The organism is Sphingomonas aquatilis, from assembly GCF_014196115.1.
Classification (GTDB): Bacteria; Pseudomonadota; Alphaproteobacteria; order Sphingomonadales; family Sphingomonadaceae; genus Sphingomonas; species Sphingomonas aquatilis.
In genome coordinates this window covers 83,886-107,891 of the sequence record NZ_JACIDB010000008.1, presented here as the reverse complement: position 1 = coordinate 107,891, position 24,006 = coordinate 83,886, and the positions used below count along the sequence as shown (strand labels likewise).

The window sequence follows — 24,006 nt, the reverse complement described above, 5'->3', positions numbered from 1 at the left end:
GTAATGCGTGAGATCGTCTTCGATACCGAGACCACCGGATTCAAATTCAGCGAAGGCGATCGGTTGGTCGAGATCGGCTGTGTCGAGATGGTCAACCGGGTCGAAACCGGCCGCACTTTCCACGCTTATTATCACCCCGAACGCGACATGCCGGCCGATGCCGAGCGCATCCACGGCCTGTCTGCGGCATTCCTGTCGAAGTTTCCGGTGTTCGCCGAGGGCGTGGCGGAGCTGCTCGACTTTCTGGGCGATGCGCCGCTCGTCGCGCACAACGCCTCGTTCGACTTCGGCTTCCTGAACGGCGAATTGGGCGCGCTCGGCTTCCCGCCAATCTGCCACAAGACGCGGATGGTCGATACGCTGCAGATCGCGCGCAGCCGCCATCCCGGCGCCAAACATACGCTCGATGCGCTTTGCACCCGCTACGGCGTCGACCGGTCGCACCGTGTCCACCATGGCGCGTTGCTCGACGCGCAGCTGCTGGCGCAGGTCTATGTCGAGCTGATGGGCGGACGGCAGATCGGCCTGGGGCTAATCAGCGAAGTCGCGACCGCGGACACGCTGGCGCCGGTCGTCCGCCGCCCGGTCACGGTACGCCCGCCGCGCACCTTTCGCCCGTCCGAGGCGGAACTTGCCGCCCATGCGGCATTTGTTTCCAAGTTGCAGGATCCAATCTGGGGGGTCGCGGCGTTCGATTAACGCCAACCGGGCAAAGGCCAACAGGTCAGCCCCTATCAATGGAGAAGACGATGGATATCCGGATTTCTGGTCATCAGGTCGCAACCGGCGACGCGCTCAAGGATCATGTGAGCGACCGGCTTCAGGGTATCGCCACCAAGCATTTCGCACGTGCCATTTCGTCCGAAGTGACGTTCGGCAAGGGGCCGCATGACGTCGGTTTCCGCTGCGATATCGTGGTGCACGTCATGAAGGGTCTGGTGCTGAAGGGCAGCCACCAGGCGCAAGAGGCGCACCTCGCGTTCGACGGGGCAGCCGAAAAGATCGAAAAGCAGCTGCGTCGCTACATGCGCCGCCTGAAGGATCGCCACGCCAGCGAGGCGGCGGCCATTCAGGAAGACATGGGCTATGACAATGCGGGCTATACGCTGTTCCAGGAACCGGCCGCCACCGAAGAGGATGTGGGCGACGCGCCGCTCATCATCGCCGAAACGCGCGTCGACATCCCCGATGCCAGCGTGTCGGATGCGGTGATGATGCTCGACCTGCGAAATACCGCGGCGCTCCTGTTCAAGAATGCGGGCACGGGCGCCTACAATATGGTCTATCGTCGCGGCGACGGCACCATCGGCTGGGTCGAGCCGCAGCGCGGCAGCGTGCAGGCACAGCAGCCCGCCGCAAGCTGATCTTTCCACCCCCCGCCGGTACTGTTACGGGCCCGGCGGGGCCCTTTTCTTTTATTCGAGACCGGGATGAACGACTTCAGCGATCTGCTGCGCCCCGAGGCGGTCTATAAGGACGTCGCCGTCGCGCATAAAAAGGCCTTGTTCGCGCAGCTTGCGACCGCGGCCGAGGGCCTGGGTATCGACGGTCGCCTGACCGCCGAATTGCTGGCGGCGCGCGAGAAGATCGGCTCGACCGGCTTCGGCGGCGGCGTCGCCATCCCGCATGCGCGCCTGCCCGATCTGCCCGCGGTGACCGGCGTCTTCATGCGCCTTGCCCAGCCGATCGAATTCGACGCGGTCGACGATCTGCCCGTCGACCTGGTGTTCATGCTGCTGTCGCCGGTCGATGCCGGTGCGGATCATCTGAAGGCGCTCGCCCGCGTGTCGCGGCGTTTACGCGACCGGACGTTCCTTACGAAGCTGCGCGGCGCGGGTTCGCCCGATGCGCTCTACGCGCTGTTCACCGCCGACGCGGCACGCGACGCGGCGTGAGCGGGACGGCCGACGACAGCGGCGCACAGGCGCATTATCGCAGCCTCGAATCGCTCTACGCTGCCGCACCGATCAACCGCCTGTTCGAATCGCGGCTGGAGATCGTTGCGGCGGGTGTCGCGCGCATCCACTTCCTGATCGGGCCCGAACATTATCACGCAGCCGGCGCCGCGCATGGCACCAGCTATTTCAAGATGCTGGACGACGCCGCTTTCTATGCGGCGAACAGCCTCGTCACCGACCGGTTTCTGCTGACGACGGCGTTCAACCTGCTGCTTACCCGGCCGATGAAGGCGGGGCCCGTCATCGCCGAAGGGCGCTGGATCAGCGGCAAGCGCCGCGTCTATGTCGCCGATGCGCGGCTGATCGATGCCGATGGCGAGGAGGCGGCGCGCGGCACCGGCACGTTCATGCGCTCGCAGATCGCGCTGTCCGGCCTGCCCGGCTATCGCGCCGCACCGTGAGCGATCGGCTGCCGACGCATCTGGTGGTCGGGGCGCTGCTGCGCCGGGTCAACGATGCGGGCGGCATGGCGATGGTGCGGGCGAAGGGCGATCCGCAAGGGGGCGCAATTCTGCTGCTGATCGAATCCCGTTCATCTCCGGTTCGGGTTCTCGAACGCACGATCGATTTCGATGGCGTGGCGATTCTAGCCGAATCGGTCCCGCCCGATGGTGCCGAAGCCTATTGGCGGCGGCGGTGCAGTCGCGACCCCGATCTATGGGTCGTCGAACTGGATATCCCGGAAGCCGAACGGTTCGCCGCTGAAACGATCCTGTCGAATTGACTCGTGACGGATGTGTGACGATGGCTCGCGCACGTTGAATGCGCGTTGTGCCGCGCCTGGGTGCGATCCGGGTCGGTGACGCAGTCGGGGGGATGCCCGGACGATCAGCCTGACTGATCGGGTCCGTGGTCCAACCGCATATCGAATACGTTGATGACGATTTTGCAGCGCGCCGCGGCCATCGCGGTGATGTCTTTCTCTCTGGCGGGCCTGATCAGCCACAGCTCGCCGGTCCGGGCCTCGGATCTGAATCGCACCGCGATTCCCGCGCCGACCGCCCCCTCCACCGATCCGGTCGTTCCGGCATCGGTCCCCGTCTCTCCCGCTCCCGTTGCCGCGACGTTCGGACCCGCTAAGCCGGTGGTCCAGCCGCTCCCCACGGTCGAAGCCAGCGAAGACGAAGAGTATAACAGCCTCGCCGAAGCCGTTGCCGCGCAGGACAGCGCCGACGTCGACGAGACGCAGCGCTGCCTCGCCGGCGCGATCTATTTCGAATCGAAGGGCGAACCGCTCGCGGGCCAGCTCGCCGTCGCCAACGTCATCATCAACCGCTCGAAGTCGGGCCGCTTCCCCAGCGACATCTGCTCGGTCGTGAAGCAGCGCGGCCAGTTCAGCTTCGTGCGCCACGGTGAAATCCCGGCGATCGACGAAGGCCGCGCGACCTACCGCACCGCCCTCGCCGTCGCGCGCGTCGCGCTGGACGCGGCGTGGGACAGCCCGGCTCCGAAGGCACTGTTCTTCAACACGCCGAACCGTCGCCCCGGTGCCAATGTCACCAAGATCGCGATGATCGGCAACCACGTCTTCTATCGTTGATCCGCCACGGGGCGCTTGCCTCGTTCGCCGAATGTTCTAAACCGGGGTCATGCTCGACATGGCTCCGGTTTCTTGCGTTGAGGGCGGCGATCCCGCGATCTGCGCCGCCGACGTCGCGCGCGGCGTCACGCGGATGCTGCTGCGCCACGACCTCGTCACCATCCCCGAAGTCCCGCTGGAGGGCGGCCGCCGTGCCGACCTGATGGCGATCGACGCGCGCGGACAGTTGGTGATCGTCGAGATCAAGGTGTCGCGCGCCGACCTGATGGGTGACGGCAAATGGCCCGACTATCTCGGTCACTGCGACCGGTATTACTGGGCGGTGCCGGCGGGGTTCGATACCGCGCCGCTGGACGGTGCGGCGTTCCTGCCGGAGCGGACGGGCGTGATCGTCGCCGATCGTTACGATGCGGCGATCCTGCGTGAGGCGCATAGCGTGCCGCTGGCCGCGCACGTTCGCAAACGCTGCACCCTCGCCTTCGCGCGGCGCGCGGCGCGACGGCTGACGGGACTCACCGACCCGGAGGCGTTCGTCTGAGCGAAGTCAGAGCTGGTGGCCGGTCCGGTCCCGCTTCGTCGCCAGATAGCGCGCATTATGGGGGTTGGGCGGCAGCGCGTGCGCGACGCGTTCGATCACCGTCACGCCCGCCGCTTCCAGTCCCGCAACCTTGGCCGGGTTGTTGGTCAACAGCCGCACGGTGCGCTGCCCCAGCAGCGACAGCATCCGCGCCGCCACGCCGAAATCGCGGGCGTCGATCGCAAAGCCCAGCCGCGTGTTGGCATCGACCGTATCGAACCCCTGATCCTGTAACGCGTACGCGCGCAGCTTGTTGACCAGGCCGATCCCACGGCCCTCCTGTCGCAGATACAGCAACATGCCCCAGCCCTGCGCCTTGATCGCTTCGATCGCCGCGCGCAGCTGCGGTCCGCAATCGCATTTCAGGCTGCCGAGCACGTCGCCGGTCAGGCATTCGCTATGCAGGCGGACCAGCGGCGGCGATCCATTGGGCTGGCCAACCAGAAGTGCGACATGTTCGTCGCTCGAATCGGGCGATCGAAACGCGACGATCTCGGCATCCTCGGCGCCGTCGACCGGCAACCGGGCGCGCGTCGCGAGACGCAATGCGCCGGATGCCTGATGCGCGTCGATTGCGGCGGGATCGATCGTCACCTCTGCGCCGGCGCCGTCGAGGACGAAGGCCGGCAGCAGTCCTGCGATCCGCGCCAGCCGGATGGCCGCGAGACTCGCCGCCGGGCGATCGATCGCCATCGTGCGGAACGGTCCTTTCAGCGGCGTCGCGAGATCGAATTGCGGATCGGCGAGCGCGACCGCGGTAGAAAAGTCGAGCCACGGCGCCGGCTCGATCGCGACCGGCGTGTCGGGATCGGCGGCGGCGAGCTGGTTGGTCAGCTTCAGCGTCGCGGCGCGGCCGTTGGAGATGAGCAGCGGGAATGTGCCACCGCCCGCGAAGGATTCGAGCCCGATCGGATCGGCAGTCTCGACCGCGAGCAGGGGCAGGGGGGCCTCACCCGGCGCGGCGATGGCGATCGGCCAGCCGCGGCGCAGCGCGTCGATCGCGCGCGCGACATCGCGGGCGGACGCGCTCATCAGAAGGCGAACTCGGTCAGGATCGGCACATGGTCCGATGGGCTCAGCCAGCTGCGGCAGGCTTCGTGGACGACGTGCGCCGTGGCCTTCTCCGCGACGTCGCGCGTCGCCCACATATGGTCGAGCCGGCGGCCGCGGTCGTTCTTGGTCCAGTCGCGCGAGCGATAGCTCCACCACGTGTGAAGGCGCGCGGGGGCGGGGTGGAAATGCCGCCCCAGGTCGACCCAATCGTTCGAGGCCTGGAGGCGATCGAGCGCCTCGACCTCAATGGGGGTGTGGCTGACGACCTTCAGCAGCGCCTTGTGGCTCCACACGTCGCTGGGCAGCGGCGCGATGTTGAAATCGCCGGTCAGGATGGTCGGCACGTCGAGCGTTTCCGACCAGCGCGTCATCCGTTCGACGAAGTCGAGCTTCTGGCCGAATTTGGGGTTTACGTCGCGATCGGGGACGTCGCCGCCGGCGGGGACGTAGACGTTTTCCAGCCGGACGCCGTTGGGCAGGCGGACGCCGACGTGGCGCGCTTCCTGGTTCGCCTGCCAGTCGAAGCGGTCGTCCTCGACCAGCGGCACGCGGCTGAGGATCGCGACACCATGGTGCATGCGCTGGCCGTGAATGACGATATGGTCGTAGCCGAGCGCGCGGAAGGCATCGAACGGGAAGTCGGCGTCGACGACCTTGGTTTCCTGGAGGCACAGGATGTCGGGTTCCACCTCGCGCAGGAACTGTTCGACGATGGCGATCCGGAAGCGGACCGAATTGATGTTCCAGGAGACGATCTTCACGCCGGTGCATCTAGGCGGGGGCGGGGAGGGGGGCAAGGTTCGGGCCGACCTTGGGGCCGTATGCGCCACGCGCCTTCCGTTCGCCCTGAACCTGTCGAAGGGCAGCTTTCCCCGAGCCCCACACTGGTGGCAACGTGCCCTTCGACCGGCTCTGGGCGAACGGGAGAGGGGGCGCGTCATGCGCGAAGCCCATGACGTCGGACGGGCTCTGCCCGCCGGCCGGTCCATGCGGGCTTGCCCCGCATGAACGGAAAGGCCCTCGCTCCGGGGGCATGGAGCGAGGGCCGACCTAGCGTTCGTCACGCAGGCGGGAAGTGGTTGATGGTCATCCGGGCAACAGGGGGAAAAAATCCCGAACGCCCCACATCCGCGAGGACGTCTCTAGGCCAGCAAACCTGTCGGGTACATGAATGAACCCGGCTCAGCGGACGTTCGGCCTCCGCGGATCGTTCCATTTGAACGTCTGGTCGCTGACCGGCACGCCGAATCGCTGATTTGACAGGCGAATCGTCGTCCGGTTGTTCTGGCTGTCGAGTGCGACCCAGCCCTGCAGCGCGAGTCCGGCCGGGGCCGCCGAGTCGCGGGCGAAGATCAGCGTGATCTTGCCATATTCGGGGTGCTTGGGATCGTTTGCCTCGACCGAGACGACGCGGTCGTTCCCCGTCTGGACGAGCTTGGCATAACGGGTGATGTCGCGCGTCGGATCGAGCAGCACGCCCAGCGGCGAATTCTTGATCGGCCAGCGCTGCACCTGCCGCACCGAATAATCGATGAAGGTCAGCGCGCCGCCCTCTGCCACGATCAGGATCGGCACGCCCTTTTCATACTGGAAGCGCAGCTTGCCCGGCTTCTTCAGCGTGAACGTACCGGTCAGCACCTTGCCGTTGCGGTCGGTCTGCGTGAAGTCGGCGGTCATCGTCTCGACCGACTGGAGGTGGCGCTGCACCGCGGCGAGGTCGCCGGTCGCCTGGGCGGGCAGAGCGGCCGGCGCGACGAGTGCGATCGGCAGGGCGAGAGCAAGAGCGTATCGGGTCATGCGGGTCCTGATGCGGGGAAGGCGTTGAACCGGCCCTTAACTGTCGGGACGGGTGTTGGTGCCGGGAACATGGACGACATGAACACCCAAAAGAAAACGATCGGTTCGTTTTTGAAGGTGATGTCGTGGGCCCATCCTCACCCTTCCGCGGCTGCGCCGCTCCCTCCCTCTCCCAATGGGAGAGGGAAGAGCCGCCATAGGCGGCGAAGGGTGAGGGTGGGTGCGGTACGGCCGGGGTATGAGGGCGGTGATTCTAATTCATCGTTTGATCACAAGTGCTTAAATGCCATTCGATCCATCACTTCCCCAGCAGGTTCGCCTGCCAGAACATCAGGCTGGTCCAGAACTGATAGTCCTGGTTCTCCTTCTTGGCGTAGCCATGGCCTTCGTCCTTGGCGAGCAGGTGCCAGGCGGGGACGCCATTGGCGCGGACCGCGGCGACCATCTGATTGGCTTCCGAGGCGGGCACGCGCGGATCATTGCCGCCGGTGACGACCATCAGCGGGATCTTCAGCTCTTTGGCGCGGGTGAGCGGGCTGATCTCGACCAGCTTGGCGCGCTGGGCGGGATCGCGCTCGTCGCCATATTCGACGCGGCGCAGGTCGCGGCGGTAGCTTTGCGTGTTTTCGAGGAAGGTGACGAAGTTGGAGATGGCGACGATGCAGTTTGCCGCCTTGAACCGGTCACCGTACCGGATCGCGAGCGCGTAACACATATAACCGCCGTAGCTGCCGCCGGTCTCCGCGATCCGCTTCGCATCGATGCGTGGATCCTTGTCGAACCGATCGAGGAAGGCGCCGATGTCTTTCACCGAATCCTCCCGCTTGAACGGCCCGTTGTCGAGCGCGACGAAGCGCTTGCCGAACCCGGTCGAGCCGCGGACGTTCGGATAGAAGAGCGCGATGCCCAATTCGTTGAGCAGGTAATTGTTGCGCCCCAGGAAGCCCGGGGTCGACTGCCCCTCCGGTCCCCCGTGGATGTTGAAGAGGAGCGGGCGCTTGCCGGGCCAGCGCTTGGGATCGGGGCGGTAGAGGAAGCCCGACACGGGTTCGCCGTCGAAGCTCTTCACCTCGACGAATTCCGGTTCGACGTTGCGCGCGGGATCGAGGCCGCCGGTTTCGCTCGCCGTCCAGCGCGTCACCGTCAGCGTCGCGGGATCGAGCGAATAGGTGTCGGTCGGCGCCTTAGCGGAATTGAGCGAGAAGCCCAGCGCGCCCCATGGCGCGAATGCCACGCCGCCGATGCTGCCGGCGGGCAGCGGCACGGTGCGGGCGCGGCGGCTCGCGACGTCGAGCAGCTTCAGCCGGTCGATGCCCGCTTCGTTGACCACATAGGCGATGGTGCGGCCGTCGTCCGAAATGTCGAAGGCGTCGATGTCCCACTTCGGTTCGGGGGCGACCGCGGTGAAGCGGCCCGTCTTCGGATCGATCGTGCCGAGGCGCTGGAAGTCCGATCCCTCGTCCGACGTGACCCACAAGGTGCCATCGGGCGCGAACTTGGCCTCGCCGTACGCGATGGCGGCGGCGGGATCGCCGATCGGTGTCATCGCGCCGGTCGCGACGTCCATCCGATACAGGTTGGTCTTGTTGACCGAGCGATATTCGGTGACGACCGCGGTCTTCGCATCGGGTGCGAAGTCGCTGATCGCCCAGCCGCCGCCCTTCACCTGCGCGACCAGCCGGTCGCTCTTCGGATTGCGCGGATCGATGACGTAGAGGTCGTTGTCCGCGCCGTTGCGCCGCGTCGACGAATAGCCGAGCCAGCGGCCGTCATGGCTCCAGGCGTTGATCGCGTTGCGGCTCTTGCCGTCGGTCAGCAGCGTCAGGCGGCCATCCCGCAGCGTGTAGAGCTGCCAGAATTCGCTGCCGCCGACGTCTTTCTGCACGACCATCACGTCGCCGCGCTTGGGCGCGTAGCTCGCGCGGGCGATCGCATCCGCCTCGAACGACAGCTGGCGGCGCGCGCCCATCGGCATTGCGACCTCGTGCGCCTGCACCGTATTGCCGAAGCGCGTCGCGATCAGCACCCCGCGCGTCACCGGATTCCAGCCGCCGAACGCCGACGAGCGCGATTCCATATAAGGCCGCGTCGCGTCGGCGAGCGCCTGCGGCACCGGCGGGATACCATCCGCCACGATCGCGGCGGGCGGGGCGATCGTGGCGCTGTCCTGCGCCATGGCGGTGCCGGCCAGCAGAAGCGCGGCGGCGGCGGCGATGCGTTTCATCGAATGATACTCCCCGGTGTATTATGTCTTAGCTACACCTTGCCAGCTTGGCGGCGGGGATCAAGGAAAATGGCGATCGGGGGGCGGGGCCGTCAGGTCGCCGTTGCACGCCACCTGGGTGATCCGCTGATTGGGAACGTCATAGGCGACATTTACCTGCGCGCAGCCGCCATCGAAGATCGTGGGCCATCCCTCCGGGCGCGCGAACCAGCGGCGGTGCCCGGCGGGCGTTTCGGCGGCACGGGCTTCGGCCTCCTGTCGTGCAATATCCGCGATCTCCCGTCTGGAACAGGGCCGCATCACAGAGTCTTGCATGACCCTGCACTGCTCGCCCGGGGGGGACGAAAGCCTGGGCAACAGGTAGGTGGCGACCACATGCGTCGGGTCCGCCCAGGCATAGTTGCGCCCATAGGCGGCCAGCGGCCGGGCCTTTGCCGGCAGAACGATGCTGCGCTCGATCGCGTCCATCATCGCACGCTCGCGCGGTGTCGGCGGAACCGGGGCGGCTGCGGTTGCGAGCAGTGCGAGGATCGGGAGCGCCAGACAGGATCGCGCGCGGCCGCTGATGCGTGTCATGATCGATGCCCCCTGCGGCGTGAGCGCGCCATCATGCCGGCGTCCTGCTTTGCATCAAGGGGGTTCAGCTTGAACGCCAGCGTAACGGTCGGCAAACCTGACGTATATGACGTATCCGATCCACCGTTACCGCGCGTTCGCCGATCTCACCCGCACCGAAGTCGAACTGCTCGGCACGCTCGGCGAGGGCGCGGTGATGCGCCGGCGCGGCGAAGTCTTCCAGCGCGAAGGCGATACGGTAAGCGGCTTTTACCTGCAGCTGAAAGGCTGGGTGGCCTCGTCGATCATCCTGCGCAGCGGCAACCGCCTGATCCAGAAGGTGCATCTGCCCGGCGACATGCTGGGTACGCCGACGATGGTGCTGTCGGAGGCGGCGGACACACTGACCGCGATCACCGAATCGGTGACCGCGCTCGTGCCCTATGCGCGGTTCGGGCGGTTGTACCAGACGGCGCCGCGCCTCGCCGCGCTGTTCACGGTGGCGGTGCAGATGGAGCGGCTGGCGCTGATGGATATGCTGGCGATCACCGGCAATGCCTCGGCACGCGAACAGCTGGCGCGGCTGCTGATCGATCTCCACACCCGGCTGACGCCGATCGGGCTGGTGGAGGACGATGCGTTCGATCTGCCGCTGACGCAGGAGGTGATCGGCGATCTGCTCGGGCTGACCGGGGTTCACGTTAACCGCACGGTGCGCGCGCTGGAGGACGAGGGACTGATCGCGCGGACGGGGCATCGCGTGCGGCTGCTCGACGTCGATCGCCTGCGGCAGCTGTCACCGCTGCCGCCGCGCCAGCCGGCGTTCGAGCCTGCGTGGCTGCCGGTGGCGCGGTAGGGCTTCACCGACTCGTAACCCCGGCGGCATAGAAGGCGTCGGATGGATACGCACCCGACGTTTCGCGTGACGGTCGATATGGATCGCGGCTGCTTCGAGACCGCGATGCAGGGCTTCTGGACGCTGGAGACGCTGGCGGATTTCCGTCGGGCGCTGGAGGATGCGGTTGCCCGTATCCGCGCAACGGGCCGCGAGCCGGTCAGCCTGTGCGACTATTCGGGCGCGATGGTGCAGAGCCAGGAGGTCGTGGCGGGATTCATCGCGATGATGGCCGATCCTGCGGTGCGATCACGACGCGTCGCGGTCTACACGGGCGCCGCGCTCACCAGGTTTCAGGCCGAGCGCGCCAATCGCGACCACGCCGAATTCCGCTACTTCGTCGATCGGGACGCGGCCGTGGCATGGCTGTTCTCCCCGGACGGGGCCTGATCCCCCGCCTCAGATCGCGTGGCCTTCGGTATCGCGCAGCACTTCGCGGCGGCCGACATGGTCGGGGCGGCCGACGATGCCATCCTTTTCCATGCGTTCGATCAGCCGCGCCGCGGAATTGTAGCCGATGCGCAGCTGGCGTTGCAGCCAGCTGGTCGAGGCCTTCTGCGATTCGCACACCAGCTGGATCGCGGCGCGATACTGCTGGTCCTCGGCGGTGTCCTCGCCTTCCGGCGCGCCGTCGAGCGCGAAGCTGTCCTCGGGCTCTTCGGTGACCGAGCTGATGTAATCGGGCTGGCCTTGTGCGCGCCAGTGATCGGCGATGGCGCGTACCTCGTCGTCGCTGACGAAGGGGCCGTGGACGCGGACGATGCCCTTGCCGCCGGGCATATAGAGCATATCGCCGCGGCCCAGCAGCTGTTCGGCGCCCTGTTCGCCCAGGATCGTGCGGCTGTCGATCTTGCTAGTGACGTGGAAGCTGATGCGCGTCGGCAGGTTCGCCTTGATGACGCCGGTGATGACGTCCACCGACGGGCGCTGCGTCGCCATGATCAGGTGGATGCCCGCGGCGCGCGCCTTTTGCGCGAGCCGCTGGATCAGGAATTCCACCTCCTTGCCCGCGGTCATCATCAGGTCGGCAAGCTCGTCGACGATGACGACGATCTGCGGCAGCGGTTCGTAGTCGAGCTGCTCTTCCTCATACACCGGCTGGCCGGTGTCGGGATGGTAGCCGGTCTGGACGCGGCGGCCGAGGCGCTGGCCCTTCGCCTTCGCCGCGCGGACCTTGTCGTTGAAGCCCGCCAGGCTGCGCACGCCGACCGACGACATCTGGCGGTAGCGGTCCTCCATCGTCTCGACCGCCCATTTGAGCGCGCGCACCGCCTTGGCGGGATCGGTGACGACCGGCGACAGCAGGTGCGGGATGTCGTCGTACATGCTCAGTTCGAGCATCTTGGGATCGATCATGATCATCCGGCACTGTTCGGGCGTCAGCCGGTAGAGCAGGCTCAAGATCATGCAGTTGAGGCCGACCGACTTGCCCGACCCGGTGGTGCCGGCGACGAGCAGATGGGGCATGGGGGCGAGATCGGCGATCACCGGATCGCCGGCGATGTTCTTGCCGAGGATGATCGGCAGCTGCGCGGCCTGATCCTCGAACGTCTGGCTGCCGACGAGTTCGTGCAGACTGACCGATTCGCGCTTCTGGTTGGGCAGTTCGATGCCGATGACGTTGCGGCCCGGGATCACCGCGACGCGCGCCGAGATTGCCGACATGTTGCGCGCGATATCGTCGGCGAGCGCGATGACGCGGCTGGCCTTGATGCCCGGCGCGGGCTCGAGCTCGTACATCGTCACGACCGGGCCGGGGCGCACTTCGTTGATGACGCCGTGTACCTTGAAATCGTCGAGCACGTTTTCGAGCAGGCGCGCGTTGCGTTCCAGCGAGGCCTTGTCGATCGTGCCCTTCGGCGCCGGTGGCGCAGGGGTGAGCAGGTCGAGCTGCGGCAGCGTATAGCTGTGGCCGAGGTCGAGGCTCTGCTGCTTCGGCTTGGGCTTGGCGGCGGAGGGCGCGAGATTGCGGTCGGCGATGTTGGGGGCGGGACGCGGGTCTGGCGTCGCGACCGCGCGCGGTTCGACGACCTTGCGCGCGAGCTGGAGCGGTTCCTCGTCCCCGTCGTCATAGGCGTCGTCGTACAGATCGTCGCCATCGTCATCGGCACCGATCGCGTCGCCACGCGTGCGGCGCAGGCGGAAGCGGCGGTCGCCGAGGTCGATGTCGAGGCTCTTCGCCCAGATCACGATACCGGCGATTCCGACGATCAGGCCGATGCCGCGTGCCGCCCAGCGCTCTGCGCCCGGCTGGCCGATGAACGACAGGCCCCATTCCACCGCCTTCGCAATCGACAGGCCGGCGACGCCGCCCCATCCGGCGGGCAGCGCCAGCACCGACGCATCGGAAACGAAGGCGAGCGCCGCGGCGATCAGCGCCACGCCGATCGCGGCATTGCGCAGCATCGCGAGCCAGCGCCCCGCGGGCCGATCGCGCCACAGCCGCGCGGCGACGATCGGCGCGATCGGCAGCAGCAGGGCGACCGCCGGGCCGAACAGCGTGAGCGCGAGGTCGGCGAACCAGGCGCCGGGCGGGCCGGCGAGATTCTGCACCGGGCCCCCGGAGGCGGTGTTGAGCGCGGCGTCGCTGGCGCGATAGCTCGCCAGCGCGAGTACCATTACCGCGGTGGCGACGAACAGCGCGATCGCGGCGACCAACGCGCCGCCCCGTACGGCGCCCGCCTTCACCGTCTCACGCAACAGCCCTGGCTGCGCACGGCTCGCCATCGCTCGATTCCTTCAATGTTCCGAAAAGTTAACGCGGGTTCATCGGCCGATGGCGCGATTCCGTCAAGATGGCGGGCCGATCGCCTGCTTCACCCGTTCGCCCTGAGCCTGTCGAAGGGCGCGTGCCACCAGCGATGCGCTCGTGGGCCGCCCTTCGACAGTGAGCAGGTGAAACCATCCCCCGGATGGTTTCAGCCGAGCCTGGGAGGCTCGGCAACCTGCTCACCAGGTGAACGGGGATGGGCAAAACAGTCCAGGGACAAGGCGTCGGCTACGAAGCGTCGGACCCGTTGGATCGCCGCTACCGCCGCCGCCCGCCAACCCATTGAATATGGATAACGAAATCGGCCGACCACATTCCCGCTGTCCTACACGCCCCATCCGTGCCACCCCTTCCACGCTCTATATCACCGCAGGCCTCCCGTTTCGAAAAACACGTGCGTCGGCGTGACTTTTGTGACTTTCCGAACCGCTCCCCCGCCGGGAACAACGCCTGCCCCACGACCGTAGGGAGCGTTGGCACGGTGCGCGGCGACCTGTAGAGGGATGCACATGAATTCGGACGTCATCATCCTCGGCGGGGGCCTGGTCGGCGCCACGCTCGCACTGGCGCTCGACGCGCATGGGGTCACGAGCATCGTCGTCGATCCCGCCGACCCCGCGGTGGTCCATGCCCCCGGCTTCGACGGGCGCGCGTCGGCGATCGCCAGCGCCAGCGGGCGGATGCTGGATGCGATCGGCGTGGGCAAGGCGCTGGCGGGCAAGGGCTGCGCAATCCGGCATATCCGGGTCAGCGACGGGCTGGCGCCGGGCAAGCTCGATTTCCGGCCTGGCGACAACGACGATCCGCTCGGCACGATGTACGAAAACAAGGCGTTGCGCGCCGCGCTGTCCGCCGCCGCGACCGCCGCGCACCACGTCGACCTGCGCATGCAGACGCGCGCTACCGAGCTGGTGCGCGGCGAGCATCAGGTCACCGCGACGTTGAGCGACGGCAACACCGTCACCGCGCCGCTGGTGATCGTGGCGGAGGGGCGCAATTCGCCGACGCGCGAGGCGGCGGGTATCCCGGTGGCGCGCTGGCAGTATGACCATGCCGCGATCGTCGGCGCGTTCCACCACGAATATCCCCACGAAGACGTCGCCTACGAAATCTTCTACCCCGCCGGCCCGTTCGCGCTGCTGCCGCTGCCCGACGACGACATCGGCCATCGCTCGGCGATCGTCTGGTCGGTGAAGGGCGCGGATGGGCCCGGCATGATGAAGCTGGGCGACCGCGCCTTCCTGGCAGAGGCGACCAAGCGGATGGGCGGGTTCCTCGGCGAACTGACCGCCGCATCGCCGCGCGCCAGTTATCCGCTGGGCTTTCACCATGCCGCGCGGATCACGGCGGAGAGGCTGGCGCTGGTCGGTGATGCCGCGCACGGCATCCATCCGATCGCGGGGCAGGGGCTGAACCTGGGCCTGCGCGACGTCGCGACGCTGGCCGAGGTGCTGGTCGAGGGCAAACGGCTGGGGCTGGACCTGGGCGATCCGGCGCTGCTCGAACGCTATCAGCGCTGGCGCGGGCTCGACACGTTCATGGTCGCCGCCGCCACCGATACGCTGACGCGCTTGTTCGGGATTCCGGGCAAGACGGCGAGCGCGGTGCGCCGCTTCGGCATTTCGGCGGTCGACCGCCTGCCGCCGCTAAAAGATCGCTTCATGGCTGAGGCGCGGGGCGAAAGCGGCACCTTGCCCAAGCTGTTGCAGGGCCTGCTGGTGTGAGCGAGACGCCGGTCGATCCGGCGAAGCGGGCACCCGCGACGCCGCTTGCCCGCGCGCAGGCAGGCGTGACGCGCGCCATGGGCATCGCCGTCGTCGTGACGGTGGCGCTGGCGCTGATCGGCTACGCCCACGGCGATGCGATGATGCTGGAGGCGCGCGGCTGGACGCTGGGCGTCGCGCTGCTGACGCTGGGTCTGTGGGTGGCGGCGGCGATCGGCGACGTCGCGCGGCGGCGCTTCGCTTCGGCCAGCGCGATCGATGGCGGCGACGGCGTCGACCCGCGTGTCGATGCGGCCAATGCCATCCTGCGCAACACCGCCGAACAGGCGCTGCTCGCCGCGATCGCTTATGGTGCGCTGACGCTGCTCGACGATCATGCGCGCGTGGCCGTTGCGCTATTCGCGGCCTGTTTCTCGGCCGGGCGGCTGCTGTTCTGGAGCGGCTATCGCGACGGCGCGGCGGCGCGCGCGCTGGGCTTCGGCCTGACCTTCTATCCCAGCGTTGCGGCGCTGCTGATGGCGGCGCTGGCGCTGCTGCGCTAATCCGGCCCCTGTCTGCCGCAGCGGGCAACCGGCTCGTCGCAGGCGTAACCCGCACATTCCGCGCTTAATTTGACTTTAGCGCTTTGGCCCCACAACGCTGCCACCCTGACGCCGGGGGGACGCGGCGCATGGATCATGAGGCGCCGCCCGCGTGTTTTTGCGCAACGATCAAGGCTATGAGCTGGCCGGCGGCACCGCGGCGCGCCCGTTCGTGCGCCTGCCGGGCGTGCCCGGCGCGCGGCCGGCGGTGCGGACGCCGGGGCTGTTCGGTATCGACTGGGGCGCGATCGACTGGGCGCCCGACCTCGGCGCGCAGATCGGCACGCGTGACTGGTGGCGCGGCCTCGCAACGCTGACCGGCCTGCTGGCGACGGTCTGGGCGCTCAATCCCGGTATCCGCCCCTTGGTCGGCGCGGCGCCCGCGGCGCTCGACGGCACCGCCTGGGAAGAGGCGCGCGGCCAGGCCATCGCGCCGCTCGCCTGGGGCGGCGACACTGGCCATCGCATGGCGGCGAACGACCTCGTCTCGCCGCTCGCCGAGGCACCCGAACGCCCGCATGTCGAACTCAGCGCGACGCTGGGTGAGGGCGATGCGCTGGCGCACGTCCTGACCCGTGCCGGCGTCGGTCGCGCCGATGCGGCGCGTGCGGCAGAGCTGATCGCGCAGGCGGTATCGCTCGACGACATTCAGCCGGGCACCCGCCTGTCGCTGACGCTCGGCCGCCGCCCGACGCGCACCGTCGCCCGGCCGCTCGAAAAGCTGTCGCTGCGTGCACGCTTCGATCTGGCGCTGACGCTCGATCGGGCCGCCACCGGCCTGGTGCTGGCACGCCAGCCGATCGCGGTCGACCGCACACCGCTGCGTATCCAGGGTCTCGTCGGCTCCAGCCTGTACCGCTCGGCACGCGCGGCCGGCGCGCCGGCGCGCGTGGTTGAAAGCTACATCAAGGCGCTGGCGACGCGCCTGTCGATCGGCCGCGACGTAGGGGCCGCCGACAGCTTCGACCTGATCATCCAGCGCGACCGCGCTGCGACCGGCGAACAGCGGCTCGGCGACCTGCTGTTCGCCGGCATCGACCAGGGGCGCCGCAAGGTCGAGCTGGTCCGCTGGGACGATGCGGACGGCCATGCGAGCTGGTTCGACGCCAAGGGGCAGAGCGAACGCCGCGGCTTCATGGGCATGCCGGTGGCGGGGCGGATCACCTCGTCCTTCGGATTCCGCATGCATCCGCTGCTCGGCTATCTGAAAATGCACAAGGGCGTCGACATCGGTGCGCCTTATGGCGCGCCGATCTATGCGGTGCTCGACGGCGTGGTGCAGGGCGCGGGGCGCTCGGGCGGCTACGGCAATTTCGTCAAGCTCGGCCATGCCGGCGGCCTTGCCAGCGGCTATGGCCATATGAGCCGTATCGCGGTGACGCGCGGCCAGCATGTGCGGCAGGGACAGGTGATCGGCTATGTCGGCTCGACCGGCCTGTCGACGGGACCGCATCTGCACTGGGAAGTATGGCGCAACGGCCAGACGGTAAACCCGCGCTCGATCAGCTTCGCCAGCGTCGCGGCGCTGTCGGGCAGCGACCTGCGGCGGTTCCGCAGCTATGCGGCGGGGCTGCTCGCAGTGCCAGTGGGCGGGCGGTAGGCGGCTTGGCGAAGCCGCGTCGGTGGCGTTAGCGTAGCGTTCGCCGGATCAGCCAGAAGTGGATGAGCTGCGTCGCGACGAGGGCCGTCCCGATAAAGGCTGTCGCCGGCAGAACAAGATGTTCCTGACCTGCCCTGGGCGGGACCGTCATGGACAGGATCGTCACGAAACCCAGCACCACACCCGCTAGGATCGGCATGAAGGCAAAGGCGACCGCTCGGGGTGCCGACCAGTTCACGTTACCGGCCAACCCCCATTGCATCGGAAGACGAGCTTCACCGCGGAACCACCTGTTGGCCCGATAGGCCAGACTGCAGGTCAGCAAGACGAAAAGCGTCGACAGGATTGCGTTGGCCATGGACCCGGTTCCTCCGCTTCCACCGTACCACATGGCTGGGATCGACGCACCGGCGGGGTCGAACGTTACCGCCCCTGGGCGCGCCAGCGGAGGATGGTGCGGGCGATGATATCGTCTTCGCCACCGGCGTCGCACCAGAGTTGCGAGAAAATGGGGTCGGTGGACGCGGGTTGCTTGGCGGGTTCGAGGTTGTCGAAGCTGACGCGGATCGGCACCGCGACGCCTTCGCCGCAGACGATGCATTCGCGGTTGCGCAGCGCCGGGATCGCATCGAGGAAGCCGCGCGCGCCCTCCGGCATCGCCGCGCGGACGAAGGCCTGGTCGCGTTCGTTGTTGAGGCGCATCGCGATGATCGTGCCGCATTGCGACAGCACGCCTTCCTCGAGATCGGACGGGCGCTGCGTGATCAGCCCCAGGCTGACGCCATATTTGCGCCCTTCCTTGGCGATGCGGCCGAGGATGCGGCCGACCGAGGCGTTGCGCCCGTCGGCGCCGAGGCTGCTCGGGATGTAGCGGTGCGCCTCTTCGCAGACGAGCAGGATCGGGCGCCTGGGCTCGTTGCGCGCCCAGATCGCGAAGTCGAAGGTCATGCGGCTGAGCATCGCGACGACGACCGAGGTGATTTCCGACGGCACGCCCGACACGTCGATGATCGAGATCGGCTTGCCGCCGCCCGGCATACGGAAGATGCGGGCGAGAAAATCCGCCATCGAATCGGCGACGAGCATGCCGGAGAACATGAAGCCGTAGCGCGGATCGGCCTTGATCTCTTCGATCTTGGTCTTGAGCCGGAGATAGGGGGCGGTATCGCCGGCGCGATCCATCTTGCCCATTTCGAGGCTGATGCAATTGGTGAGGTCGCTGAGCAGATAGGGGATCGGCGCGTCGACGGTGAGCTTGGCGACGCCCTGGCCCAGGCGATTCTTGCCGCGCGCCATCAGCAGGCATTTGGCCAGAATGTCGCGGTCGAGCTGGCTGTCTTCGCCGCGGGCGGTGACGAAGACCTCGCAATGCTCCTCGAAGTTCATCAGCCAATAGGGCATCTGGAGGTTGTTGACGTCGTACAGCGCGCCGTTGTTGCCGAAGGCGGCGCCATATTCGCCGTGCGGATCGATCATCAGCACATGGCCCTGCGGCGCCAGTTCGCAGATGCGGTGGAGGATCAGCGCGGCGCTGGTCGATTTGCCGGTGCCGGTCGAACCCACCAGCGCGAAATGCTTGCCGAGCATCGCGTCGATGTAGAGCGAGGCGCGCACGTCGCGGGTCGGATAGACGGTGCCGATCTGAATATGCGCGCGGTTGCTGGCCGAATAGATCTGTTGAAGGTCGGCGGTGGTGATCGGGAACACCTCGCACCCCGGAATCGGATAGCGCGTCACGCCGCGGCGGAAGCCGTATAGGCGGCCGGTCAGCTGTTCCTCCATGCCTTCGCCCAGGAAGTCGATTTCGGCGGCGACCCAGTCGCTCGACCCGTCGCGCAGCGTCAGGCTGCGGACGTTGGCGACCAACCACGATTGGCCGATGCGCATCTTGATCTGGGTGCCGACCTGGCCCGCGCCGGCGGAAACCGGATCGGATCCTTGCGCGGACAGGGCCAGCGCATTGCGATCGAACAGCACGCGGCTGCTGCTGCCCGCGATCGTCAGGACGCAACCGATCGGTGCGCCGGACAGGCCGATCGTTTCCTGCACGTCCGCCGCGCTCAACGGCGTACCTTGCGAAAACGAACCCGCCCCCGCCATATCGTTCATCACGCCCGATCCCCGTTCATACCGGACCAAAGGTAGAGGGCGCTGGTTAATTTAGCGTTGGGAACCGTCACACACGGCGCGCAACCCAGCCCGCACCCCAGCCGAGCGCGATCGACAGCGCCACCGCCGCGATTCCGTAGAGAAACGCATGCCGTTCGGCGGCGCGCGCGACGAAGCGTTCGAAGCCCGATTTGCGGATATCGATGTCGCGTACCGCCGCCGCCAGCACGCGGCCGTCGCGGATCAGGAAGGTTTCGGCGGTGAATCGCCCGACGGGGACGCGCGCCGGGATGGTGAGTCGCGCGCGGTACAGGACGTCGTCGGTGATCTCGACCGCGCGCGGCGCCTCGACATACAGGCCGGCCCGGCGGCGCAGGTCGACGAGGCCCTGCTGGAAGCGATGCTCGACCGTGCTGGCCGCATTGGAGCCGGGGGACAATTGCAGGCTGTCGAGCCCCAGTTCGTAGATCGCGCGGGTGCGTTCGTCGACGATCCGGTCGATCGGGCGCGACGAGGCGAGCGCGTAGAAACTGGGCGCCGAACTGTAGCGCTGATGCTGGGCATTGACCCAGATGCCGGCGATCTTTTCCTTTTCGCGGACCAGCACCGATTGCGTCGGGCCCTTCACGATCACCACGATATCGGTCGGCGATTCGCCGGGGGGCAGGCGGCCGCCGGGGTAGAGGATCGCGCCGAACAGCAGCAGCTCCGCGCCCGTAAAGCTGTAGGCGATTTCGATCTGGCGCTGCGACACGTCGGGGACGAGCACCGGTTTCGCCGTCGCAAAGCCGCCCGGCGGCGCCGACGACGCAAGCAGCGCCGGCGCGACGAGCAGCAGAGCCGCGCGCGCGCTCACGTCAGCTCGACCGTGAAGATTTCCTCCGGCCGCCAGACGAGGCCGAGCAGGATGCGCAAGCCGACCAGTAGCACCATGATCGCGAGCGCGAGGCGGAGATATTCGGGCTTCACCCGGCTGGCGAAGCGCGCGCCCAGCTGCGCGCCCGTCACCGATCCGAGCAGCAGCAGGCCGGCGAGCACGATGTCGACCGCCTTGGTGGTGGTGGCGTGGACCATCGTCGCGACCGCGGTGACGAACAGCGTCTGGAACAGGCTGGTGCCGACGACGACGCTGGTCGCCATGCCGAGCAGGTAGATCATCGCCGGCACAAGGATGAAGCCGCCGCCGATGCCGAGCAGGATGGTGAGGATGCCGGTGAAGAAGCCGAGCAGCAGCGGCGCGAGCGGCGAGATATAGAGGCCCGACGCGTAGAAACGCGTGCGCAGCGGCAACGCGGCGACCAGCGGATGGTGACGCCGCTTTCGCGCGCGGGGGCGGACGCGGCCCTTGGCGACGCCGATGGCGCCGATCGATTCGCGCGCCATCAGCGTACCGATCGACCCCAGCATCGCGACATAGACGACGCCGATCACCGTATCGATCTGGCCACTCGCTTTGAGCAGCTGGAAGATCCACGCGCCCGCCCCGCTGCCGAGGATACCGCCGGCAACCAAGACACTGCCCATCTTCACGTCGACGCCGCCGCGGTGGAAATGCGCGAACACGCCCGACACGCTCGCGCCCGTCACCTGGCTGGCCGAGGAGGCGGCGGCGACGGTGGGCGGAATGCCGTAGATGATGAGCAATGGCGTCGTCAGAAAGCCGCCGCCGACCCCGAACATGCCCGACAACAGCCCGACGCCGCCGCCCAGCAGGATGATGACCAGCGCGTTGACCGACAGATTGGCGATGGGGAGGTAGAGGTCCACGTAGGGCTTTATACGCGGCTGGCGGCGCGGGACTAGGACCATCGTCATCGTGCGGGTCGGCGGGCCGATTGACGCGCGGCGGTAGTGCATTCCTTCCCCTGCCAAGAGAGATGGCATGCCGCCGACATGAGGGAGGGGCAGGTCGAGGTGGCGCTATATTACCGGCAACGGTCCTTTCCGCCCCCTCCGTCACCGCCGTTCGGCGGCGCCACCTCCCCCTTGCGGGGGAGGAGTGGCTGACCCGCTGAATGGCGACCAGTCTTATTCCGTCACCCCGGCCTTGATCCGGGGTCCCGCTTTGGGTCGACCGTTGGAGAAGCGGGACCCCGGCTCAAGGCCGGGGTGACGAGAGGGGTTGGGCGGGGCCCGCCGTCAGAAGTTGGTGCCGATCGAGAGGGCGGGGCCGGAATCGGGGCGGGCATCGCCGGCAATGCGCTGGCGCCAGTCGGCGGTCAGGCGGAGGTTGTGGTTCGCGACCGGCACGACGAGGCCGAGCGACGGGCCGACGTCGAGTCGCGCGGCGCCGCGCTGCGCCCCGCCCCACGCACCGATTCCGACGTCGAGGCGGGCCTTGCCCCGGCGCGCGACGGGATGCGCGAGGCGGAGCGCGCCATCGACGAAGGCTTCGGTGCCGTCGCGTGCGATCAGTCCCGCCTGGCCATAGCCCTCGACCGTCACCGGCCCGGCGACGGGCGCGGGGCCATAGCCGCCGACGAGACCGAGCATCGTGCCGCCGCGGCCGCCGTCGATCGCGATGCGGCGTTCGGCAAGCAGGTGGATCGGCAACCGGGTGGGCTGCCAGTCGAGGCCCAGCGCCGCTTCCGCACCACGGCCGGCGAGCGGAGTCGAGAACCGCGCCGCGAGCGCGACGCGGCGCGATGCGCCCAGCGCATAGGTGACGCGGATCCCCGCCTGCGATCCGCCGAGCTGGCCGCCGCTGGCCTGCCCGATCCCGCCGCCGCGGGTGATGCCCCAGACGCTGCCGGCAAGACGCGATGGTCCCCGCGGGGTGATCGCCGCGTTCGTTGCGAGCGGGAGCAGGGGCGGTGGTGGCGTGGGGCGGGGCGTTGGCGTCGTCGTCATGGCGGGCGCGGGGCGGTCGCCGTCCGTCCGGGCGGCGGCGTTCGGGATGCGCGACAGTGGTGGCGGCGCCGCGATTTGCGTGGGGTTTGGCCGTGGGACCGGTGTGGCGCCGCCCGTCGGAAGCGGAGCGCGTGCGGCCGCCTCCGCCGGTCCGATCCCGAGTGCGGCGACGATATGCTCGACCGGGCCGGCGAGCGGCGCCAGCGGCAAGTCGCCTGCCTGCAACAGGGCCAGGGTCCGCATGCCGATCCAGCCGCCGAGCACGATCGCGAGAAAGCGCAAGGGGCGCCCGCCGGTCATGCCAGCGGCGTGCCTGGCTCCGGAAAGGCATGTGCGGTCTTGTCCCAGATCAGCGGGCCGCCGCGCAGCAGCGTGAGGTAGCGCCGGATCGCGCGTGGCGCGGCGATCAGCGCGATGATGTTGCCGACGAAGAATCGCGGCAGCGACCATCCCGCCTGGCGCCAGCCATGGTCGTGCGCGGTGCAGCCGACCCGCATGCCCAGCCGCCAGACGAGCAGCAATGTGGTTGCGGTCAGCAGCCAGTCGGCGAGCCGGTCATCCGCCACCGCGGTTCCGGTCAGCCAGTGCAGGCCGACCGACAGCGGCCACAGGAGGATCGCGGCATAAGCGATTGCGAGCACCAGCACCGACACGGGCGCGCGCCGGTCGCGAAAGCGCATCCAGTGATCGGCCAGCGCCTGCGGCCGTCCCCAGCCGGTGCGATCCCAGCCGGCGAGCGCGATCCCGGTCATCCATCGCGCCTTCTGCCGCGTGGCGGTGGGCACGCTGTCTGGGAAATAGGCGCGCACCGCGATCAGGCTGTCGTCACGGGGATCGCGCACGCGGGCGAAGCGGCTGCGGCCACCGCGTTCGGCGATGTGGAGGCCGAGCTCGTAATCCTCGGTCAGGCTGGTGTCGTCGAACGGTGCGCCGCCCCGATCCGCGGCGATGGCCGCGAGCATGTCGGTCGCGATCGCACAGCCCGTACCGGCGAGCGGCATCGCGGCGCCCAGCATCGCGCGTACCGGCTGCTGGACGATATGCGCATAGGCGAATTCGTCGGCATAATGGCCGGACACCAAAGATCCGCGACGGACCAGCGGCAGCACGGGCAGCTGCACGACGGCGCATCCTTCGATCAGCGTGTCGAACACGGTGAGTTCGGCGGCGTGGACGACATCCTCGGCATCGTGCAGCACCACCGCCTTGATCGGGCCGTCCGCGGCGTCGGCGACGAGTGCGCGCCACAGGCTGTTGAGGCAATCGGCCTTGGTGGTCGGGCCGTTGCGCGGGCCGACGATCACGCGGATGCGCGGGTCGGTCGCCGCCACCGCACGTGCCGCGGCGATCGTGCCGGGATCGTTGGGATAGACGCCGACGTAGAGCCGGTAATCGGGATGATCGATGCGCGCGACGGCGGTGGCGAGCATCTGGCCGATCACCGCCTGTTCGTCCCAGGCAGCCACGAAGATCGCGAGGCATCCGCTGTCGGTCGGCGCCGCTAGTCGATCGAGATGCGGGGGAATGGCGCCGCGACCCATTCCGCGTCGCACCAGGAAACACAGGTCGACGATCAGATCGTCCAGTCCGCCGATCAACAGGCCGGCTGCGGCGAACAACATGGTTTCGCGCGCAGCGGCATCGATACATGCCGTGATCCAATCCACGCGCCACCCCCCGGTCCGCCCGGTTACAAACCTCCATTACGGACCAAAGTTCGGCAAGTCGCTTCTGGCATCGATATGATTTGGCCCAAGATAACGGGCCGGTCGT

The 24,006-nt window shown here is 68.1% G+C and carries 24 protein-coding genes; 12 read left to right on the top strand and 12 right to left on the bottom strand.

Going from position 1 to position 24,006, the window contains the following annotated elements:
- The first annotated feature begins 3 nt into the window (after window positions 1–3).
- From dnaQ to GGR47_RS15225, 7 genes are all read left to right on the top strand, one after another.
- Complete coding sequence (gene dnaQ / locus GGR47_RS15255; RefSeq protein WP_147036893.1) at window positions 4–699, top strand: DNA polymerase III subunit epsilon; 696 nt, start codon at window positions 4–6, stop codon at window positions 697–699.
- A 50-nt stretch (window positions 700–749) separates the two neighbouring features.
- On the top strand, window positions 750–1,364 hold the full coding sequence (hpf, locus tag GGR47_RS15250) for a ribosome hibernation-promoting factor, HPF/YfiA family (RefSeq protein ID WP_063689806.1): 615 nt from the start codon (window positions 750–752) through the stop codon (window positions 1,362–1,364).
- 66 nt (window positions 1,365–1,430) lie between these two features.
- The gene (locus GGR47_RS15245; RefSeq protein WP_017980525.1) at window positions 1,431–1,895 is read left to right on the top strand and encodes a PTS sugar transporter subunit IIA; all 465 of its coding nucleotides are present in this window, start codon (window positions 1,431–1,433) and stop codon (window positions 1,893–1,895) included.
- Entirely contained in the window at window positions 1,892–2,359 is a 468-nt protein-coding gene (locus GGR47_RS15240; RefSeq protein ID WP_017980526.1) for a PaaI family thioesterase, read from the top strand. The genes GGR47_RS15245 and GGR47_RS15240 overlap by 4 nt, the downstream gene beginning before the upstream one ends.
- Entirely contained in the window at window positions 2,356–2,682 is a 327-nt protein-coding gene (locus GGR47_RS15235; RefSeq protein ID WP_017980527.1) for a DUF1491 family protein, read from the top strand. The genes GGR47_RS15240 and GGR47_RS15235 overlap by 4 nt, the downstream gene beginning before the upstream one ends.
- A gap of 153 nt (window positions 2,683–2,835) precedes the next feature.
- A complete protein-coding gene (locus GGR47_RS15230; protein ID WP_017980528.1) occupies window positions 2,836–3,498 on the top strand; it encodes a cell wall hydrolase in 663 nt (220 codons plus the stop codon).
- Window positions 3,499–3,547: 49 nt separating this feature from the next.
- Window positions 3,548–4,036 (top strand): MmcB family DNA repair protein, encoded by a 489-nt coding sequence (locus GGR47_RS15225; RefSeq protein ID WP_017980529.1) that lies wholly within the window; start codon window positions 3,548–3,550, stop codon window positions 4,034–4,036.
- Between the two features lie 6 nt (window positions 4,037–4,042).
- Here GGR47_RS15225 and ribA read toward each other — a convergent pair whose 3' ends face one another.
- The 5 genes from ribA to GGR47_RS15200 form a co-directional block, all read right to left on the bottom strand.
- Complete coding sequence (gene ribA, locus GGR47_RS15220) at window positions 4,043–5,107, bottom strand: GTP cyclohydrolase II (RefSeq protein WP_147036894.1); 1,065 nt, start codon at window positions 5,105–5,107, stop codon at window positions 4,043–4,045.
- Window positions 5,107–5,889, bottom strand: coding sequence for an exodeoxyribonuclease III (locus tag GGR47_RS15215; RefSeq protein WP_147036895.1), 783 nt, complete (start codon window positions 5,887–5,889; stop codon window positions 5,107–5,109). Before GGR47_RS15215 ends, ribA begins: the two co-directional genes overlap by 1 nt.
- Window positions 5,890–6,310: 421 nt before the next feature.
- The gene (locus GGR47_RS15210; protein ID WP_017980532.1) at window positions 6,311–6,925 is read right to left on the bottom strand and encodes a LolA family protein; all 615 of its coding nucleotides are present in this window, start codon (window positions 6,923–6,925) and stop codon (window positions 6,311–6,313) included.
- A 298-nt stretch (window positions 6,926–7,223) separates the two neighbouring features.
- The gene (locus GGR47_RS15205; protein ID WP_183949583.1) at window positions 7,224–9,149 is read right to left on the bottom strand and encodes a S9 family peptidase; all 1,926 of its coding nucleotides are present in this window, start codon (window positions 9,147–9,149) and stop codon (window positions 7,224–7,226) included.
- Between the two features lie 60 nt (window positions 9,150–9,209).
- Window positions 9,210–9,725 carry a hypothetical protein gene (locus GGR47_RS15200; protein ID WP_246343082.1) on the bottom strand — a complete coding sequence of 172 codons (516 nt, stop codon included), beginning with the start codon at window positions 9,723–9,725 and terminating at the stop codon, window positions 9,210–9,212.
- 106 nt (window positions 9,726–9,831) lie between these two features.
- Between GGR47_RS15200 and GGR47_RS15195 the strand changes: the two genes are divergently transcribed.
- Window positions 9,832–10,560, top strand: a complete 729-nt coding sequence (locus GGR47_RS15195; protein WP_244304956.1) for a Crp/Fnr family transcriptional regulator — start codon at window positions 9,832–9,834, stop codon at window positions 10,558–10,560.
- Window positions 10,561–10,602: 42 nt separating this feature from the next.
- Complete coding sequence (locus GGR47_RS15190; protein ID WP_147035066.1) at window positions 10,603–10,989, top strand: STAS/SEC14 domain-containing protein; 387 nt, start codon at window positions 10,603–10,605, stop codon at window positions 10,987–10,989.
- A gap of 9 nt (window positions 10,990–10,998) precedes the next feature.
- Here the strand turns inward: GGR47_RS15190 and GGR47_RS15185 are convergent, their stop codons facing one another.
- Entirely contained in the window at window positions 10,999–13,326 is a 2,328-nt protein-coding gene (locus GGR47_RS15185; protein ID WP_147035065.1) for a DNA translocase FtsK, read from the bottom strand.
- 552 nt (window positions 13,327–13,878) lie between these two features.
- On the opposite strand from GGR47_RS15185, the gene GGR47_RS15180 reads away from it, so the two are divergent.
- The 3 genes from GGR47_RS15180 to GGR47_RS15170 all read left to right on the top strand — a co-directional run bounded on the left by GGR47_RS15180 (window position 13,879) and on the right by GGR47_RS15170 (window position 17,274).
- Window positions 13,879–15,093: a UbiH/UbiF/VisC/COQ6 family ubiquinone biosynthesis hydroxylase gene (locus tag GGR47_RS15180; protein ID WP_147035064.1), complete on the top strand. Its 1,215-nt coding sequence runs from the start codon at window positions 13,879–13,881 to the stop codon at window positions 15,091–15,093.
- Window positions 15,090–15,635, top strand: a complete 546-nt coding sequence (locus GGR47_RS15175; protein WP_147035063.1) for an MAPEG family protein — start codon at window positions 15,090–15,092, stop codon at window positions 15,633–15,635. The genes GGR47_RS15180 and GGR47_RS15175 overlap by 4 nt, the downstream gene beginning before the upstream one ends.
- A 151-nt stretch (window positions 15,636–15,786) precedes the next feature.
- Entirely contained in the window at window positions 15,787–17,274 is a 1,488-nt protein-coding gene (locus GGR47_RS15170; RefSeq protein ID WP_147035062.1) for a M23 family metallopeptidase, read from the top strand.
- Window positions 17,275–17,302: 28 nt separating this feature from the next.
- Here the strand turns inward: GGR47_RS15170 and GGR47_RS15165 are convergent, their stop codons facing one another.
- The 6 genes from GGR47_RS15165 to GGR47_RS15140 form a co-directional block, all read right to left on the bottom strand.
- Window positions 17,303–17,632, bottom strand: a complete 330-nt coding sequence (locus GGR47_RS15165; RefSeq protein ID WP_147035061.1) for a hypothetical protein — start codon at window positions 17,630–17,632, stop codon at window positions 17,303–17,305.
- Between the two features lie 65 nt (window positions 17,633–17,697).
- The gene (locus GGR47_RS15160; RefSeq protein WP_147035073.1) at window positions 17,698–19,383 is read right to left on the bottom strand and encodes an ATP-binding protein; all 1,686 of its coding nucleotides are present in this window, start codon (window positions 19,381–19,383) and stop codon (window positions 17,698–17,700) included.
- 67 nt (window positions 19,384–19,450) lie between these two features.
- Entirely contained in the window at window positions 19,451–20,239 is a 789-nt protein-coding gene (locus GGR47_RS15155) for a TIGR02186 family protein (RefSeq protein WP_147035060.1), read from the bottom strand.
- Window positions 20,236–21,150, bottom strand: coding sequence for a sulfite exporter TauE/SafE family protein (locus GGR47_RS15150; RefSeq protein ID WP_043061052.1), 915 nt, complete (start codon window positions 21,148–21,150; stop codon window positions 20,236–20,238). Before GGR47_RS15150 ends, GGR47_RS15155 begins: the two co-directional genes overlap by 4 nt.
- A 372-nt stretch (window positions 21,151–21,522) precedes the next feature.
- A complete protein-coding gene (locus GGR47_RS15145) occupies window positions 21,523–22,533 on the bottom strand; it encodes a hypothetical protein (protein WP_147035059.1) in 1,011 nt (336 codons plus the stop codon).
- Window positions 22,530–23,900 carry a glycosyl transferase family protein gene (locus GGR47_RS15140; RefSeq protein ID WP_147035058.1) on the bottom strand — a complete coding sequence of 457 codons (1,371 nt, stop codon included), beginning with the start codon at window positions 23,898–23,900 and terminating at the stop codon, window positions 22,530–22,532. The genes GGR47_RS15145 and GGR47_RS15140 overlap by 4 nt, the downstream gene beginning before the upstream one ends.
- Window positions 23,901–24,006 lie beyond the last annotated feature (106 nt).

Coding starts and splice junctions, on each gene's coding strand:
- dnaQ (WP_147036893.1), top strand. CDS start 4: ATGCGTGAGATCGTCTTCGATACCGAGACCACCGGATTCAAATTCAGC.
- hpf (WP_063689806.1), top strand. CDS start 750: ATGGATATCCGGATTTCTGGTCATCAGGTCGCAACCGGCGACGCGCTC.
- GGR47_RS15245 (WP_017980525.1), top strand. CDS start 1,431: ATGAACGACTTCAGCGATCTGCTGCGCCCCGAGGCGGTCTATAAGGAC.
- GGR47_RS15230 (WP_017980528.1), top strand. CDS start 2,836: ATGACGATTTTGCAGCGCGCCGCGGCCATCGCGGTGATGTCTTTCTCT.
- GGR47_RS15225 (WP_017980529.1), top strand. CDS start 3,548: ATGCTCGACATGGCTCCGGTTTCTTGCGTTGAGGGCGGCGATCCCGCG.
- ribA (WP_147036894.1), bottom strand. CDS start 5,107: ATGAGCGCGTCCGCCCGCGATGTCGCGCGCGCGATCGACGCGCTGCGC.
- GGR47_RS15210 (WP_017980532.1), bottom strand. CDS start 6,925: ATGACCCGATACGCTCTTGCTCTCGCCCTGCCGATCGCACTCGTCGCG.
- GGR47_RS15205 (WP_183949583.1), bottom strand. CDS start 9,149: ATGAAACGCATCGCCGCCGCCGCCGCGCTTCTGCTGGCCGGCACCGCC.
- GGR47_RS15200 (WP_246343082.1), bottom strand. CDS start 9,725: ATGACACGCATCAGCGGCCGCGCGCGATCCTGTCTGGCGCTCCCGATC.
- GGR47_RS15195 (WP_244304956.1), top strand. CDS start 9,832: ATGACGTATCCGATCCACCGTTACCGCGCGTTCGCCGATCTCACCCGC.
- GGR47_RS15190 (WP_147035066.1), top strand. CDS start 10,603: ATGGATACGCACCCGACGTTTCGCGTGACGGTCGATATGGATCGCGGC.
- GGR47_RS15185 (WP_147035065.1), bottom strand. CDS start 13,326: ATGGCGAGCCGTGCGCAGCCAGGGCTGTTGCGTGAGACGGTGAAGGCG.
- GGR47_RS15180 (WP_147035064.1), top strand. CDS start 13,879: ATGAATTCGGACGTCATCATCCTCGGCGGGGGCCTGGTCGGCGCCACG.
- GGR47_RS15165 (WP_147035061.1), bottom strand. CDS start 17,632: ATGGCCAACGCAATCCTGTCGACGCTTTTCGTCTTGCTGACCTGCAGT.
- GGR47_RS15160 (WP_147035073.1), bottom strand. CDS start 19,383: ATGAACGATATGGCGGGGGCGGGTTCGTTTTCGCAAGGTACGCCGTTG.
- GGR47_RS15145 (WP_147035059.1), bottom strand. CDS start 22,533: ATGACCGGCGGGCGCCCCTTGCGCTTTCTCGCGATCGTGCTCGGCGGC.